This is a genomic window from Micromonospora sp. ABR4_055 (genome assembly GCF_056160425.1).
The window spans coordinates 1-3485 of sequence record NZ_JBSWXD010000279.1; the positions used below are offsets into that span (position 1 = coordinate 1).

At 70.1% G+C, this 3485-nt stretch carries 2 protein-coding genes; one reads left to right on the forward strand and one right to left on the reverse strand.

Annotation, left to right across the window (positions count from 1 at the left end; genetic code table 11):
- Nucleotides 1–49: 49 nt before the first annotated feature.
- Nucleotides 50–793, reverse strand: a complete 744-nt coding sequence (locus ACXAHD_RS31675; protein WP_281554425.1) for a PP2C family protein-serine/threonine phosphatase — start codon at nt 791–793, stop codon at nt 50–52.
- Nucleotides 794–1033: 240 nt separating this feature from the next.
- Between ACXAHD_RS31675 and ACXAHD_RS31680 the strand changes: the two genes are divergently transcribed.
- Nucleotides 1034–3412, forward strand: a complete 2379-nt coding sequence (locus tag ACXAHD_RS31680; RefSeq protein WP_475055090.1) for a glycoside hydrolase family 9 protein — start codon at nt 1034–1036, stop codon at nt 3410–3412.
- Nucleotides 3413–3485: the final 73 nt, after the last annotated feature.

Below are 3485 nucleotides of genomic sequence, written 5' to 3' on the forward strand. Positions count from 1 at the left end.
GGCCGGCCCCGACCTCCCGGGCCGGCCGCAGCCGGCGTCTCGGCGACCGTTACCCGGTGATGTCGCCGGTGACTTCGGTGATGTCGCCGATGACCACGGTGATGTTGTCCGGCCCGCCGGCCCGGATCGCCAGGTCGACCAGCCGCTGCGCGCCCGCCTGCGGGTCGGCGTAGGTGGCCAGGACCTCGGCGATGCTCTCCGCCCGCACCACGTTCGACAGCCCGTCGCTGCACAGCAGCCAACGGTCGCCGGTCTGCGGTTCGAAGACCTGGTAGGCGGGGTTGACGTTCTCCCCCTGTAACGCCTGGGTGACCACCGCTCGGCGCGGATGGCTGGCGGCCTGCTCGGCAGTGATGACGCCCTCGTCGACCAGCATCTGCACGAACGTGTCGTCCCGGGTGACCTGCTCCAGCGCGCCGCCCCGCAGCAGGTACGCCCGCGAATCGCCGATATGTGCCAGTGCGATCGCCACGCCGGACCCGGCGAAGAGCAGGGCGGTCAGGGTCGTTCCCATCCCCTCCCGCGCCGGATCCTCGGCTATCGCCTGCCGGATTCCGGCGCTGGCGGTCTCGACCGCCGACTGCAGCCTCGGTACCAGTTCATCGTCCGCGACGGCCGCATCGAGCGGGGCGATCGCCTCGATCGCGATCTTGCTCGCCAGATCCCCGGCGGCCATCCCACCCATGCCGTCGGCGACGGCGACGAGCCAGTCGCCGGCGTGCACGGAGTCCTGGTTCCCGCTCCGGATCAGGCCGCGGTCGGTCACCGCCGCGGAACGCAGCTTCAGGGTCATGGCTGGCAGCCTGCCAGGAACAGGGCCGAAATGTCTCTAGTAGATCAGCATGCAGATGTTAAAGATCATGGAGAATCACAGCCGCCCGCTGGGCATAAACTACTAAATACCGCGTAACGGACACCTAGCACCGGTCGCGCGACCCGCCACACATGATGTGATTGACACGCCGGTAACGCCCTGGCAACATCGTCTCAGATCAATGGGAGCGCTCCCAGTCCCCCGCGCGGAAGGAACCCCGTGACCCGATCCAGACGACGCCGGACGGTCGCGCTGCTCGCCGGCACCAGTGCCAGCGTCCTGGCGTTGACCACCCTGACCGTGACGACGGCGTACGCCGAGGAACGCGAACATATCGTCAACGGCACCTTCGACGACGGAACAGCCCCCTGGTGGGGCACCGAGAACGTCACCCTGGCCGCCACCGACGGCCAACTGTGCGCCAGCGTGCCCGGCGGCACCACCAACCCGTGGGACGCCAGCATCGGACACAACGGCATCGAACTCATCGACGGTGCCGCGTACCGACTGGCCTTCACGGCCGCCAGCGACGTTCCCGCGTCCGTACGGGCAAACGTTCAGCTCAACGCGGAGCCCTACACCACCGTGCTCAGCCGCGAGCTCGACCTCGGGCCAGACGCCGAGACGTTCACCTACGAGTTCACCGCCAACCTCGACTCCCCCGACGGCACCCTCACCTTCCAACTCGGCGGCGGCGCCGCCGACTACACCCTCTGCCTGGACGACGTCTCGCTGCTCAGCGACGACACTGTCGGTCCCCCACCCGGCGGGCCGGAGCAGATCACCAACGGCGACTTCAGCAACGGCACCGACAGCTGGATCAGCTACGGCACCACCAGCCCCCGGGTGGTCGACGGACGGCTCTGCGCCACCGTCCCGACCGGGCTGGCCAACCCGTGGGACGCCGGCATCCTGCAGGAGGGCCTGCCGCTGATCACCGGCGAGGAGTACACCATCGGCTTCACGGCGTCCGCCGAACCGGCCGCCGCCGTACGGGCGGTGGTCCAGCTCGGTGCCGACCCGTACACCGGCTACTTCGGCCGCGACCTGGCGTTGACCGCCGAACCCTCGCGGGTCGAGGCGACCTTCGTCGCCAGCGAGGACACCGAACGGGCCCAGCTCGCCTTCCAGGTCGGCGGCAACGCCGACGAATACACCTTCTGCCTGGACGACGTCTCGCTGCGCGGCGGCGAGGAGGAGCCGCCGTACATGCCGGACACCGGGCCACGGGTACGGGTGAACCAGGTCGGCTACCTGCCCGGCGGACCCAAGAACGCCACCGTCGTCACCGACGCCACCGAGCCGCTCGACTGGCAACTGCACGACGCCGACGGGACGGTCGTGGCCAGCGGCACCAGCACCGTACGTGGGCTGGACAGCGCCTCCGGCGAGCAGACGCACAGCATCGACTTCTCCGCGTACCGGGGCACCGGCACCGGGTTCACCCTGGACACCGACGGCGAGACCAGCTACCCGTTCGCCATCTCCGGCGACATCTACCAGCAGCTGCGCTCCGACGCGCTGCAGTTCTTCTACATCCAGCGCAGCGGCATCGCCATCGACGCGGACCTGGTCGGCGAGGAGTACGCCCGCCCCGCCGGCCATGTCGGCGTCGCGCCCAACCAGGGCGACATCGACGTGCCGTGCCAGCCCGGCGTCTGCGACTACCGACTCGACGTACGCGGCGGCTGGTACGACGCCGGCGACCACGGCAAGTACGTGGTCAACGGTGGCATCGCCACCTACCAGCTGCTCAGCGCGTTCGAGCGGACCAAGACCGCGCCCAGCGCCGACGGCGGGGCCGGGCTCGGCGACGGCACCTTGCGGGTGCCCGAGCGGGACAACGGCGTGCCGGACATCCTCGACGAGGCCCGCTGGGAGCTGGAGTTCCTGATGCGGATGCAGGTGCCGGCCGGTGAACCGCTCGCCGGGATGGCGCACCACAAGATCCACGACCGGAACTGGACCGGCCTGCCGCTGCAGCCGGAGGACGACCCGGAGCTGCGGGAGCTGCACCCGCCGTCGACCGCAGCCACGCTGAACCTGGCGGCCGTCACCGCCCAGTGCGCCCGGCTGTACGCCCCGTACGACACCGCGTTCGCCGACCAGTGCCGGACTGCGGCGACGACGGCCTACGCGGCTGCCAAGGCCAACCCGGCCCGGCTCGCCGACCCGGCCGACGGCAACGGTGGTGGCGCCTACAGCGACGGTGACGTCAGCGACGAGTTCTACTGGGCGGCGGCCGAGATGTACCTGACCACCGGCGAGCAGAGCTACCTCGACGACGTCACCGCCTCGCCGCACCACACCCGGGACGTCTTCGACGCGACCGGCTTTGGCTGGGGCTCCACCGCCGCGCTCGGCCGGCTCGACCTGGCCACCGTGCCGAACGGGCTCGCCCCGCAGGAGCGGGACCGGATCCGTGCCTCGGTGGTGGCCGCCGCCGACTCCTACCTCGATACTGGGGACAGTCAGGCGTACGGGTTGCCGATGCCGGGCCACCGGGGTGCCTACTTCTGGGGTGCCAACAGCAACATCATCAACAATGCGGTGGTGCTCGCCACGGCGTACGACATGACCGGGGACAGTGCTGTTTAGGGGGGTGTGTCTGCGGGGTGCTTCTTCGGCCCGCGCGTCACGCTAGTCCGCTGGTGGGAGCTGGTTTCAGCTA

Excerpts from the sequence above, each read along its gene's own strand:
- ACXAHD_RS31675 (WP_281554425.1), bottom strand. The coding sequence starts at position 793 with ATGACCCTGAAGCTGCGTTCCGCGGCGGTGACCGACCGCGGCCTGATC.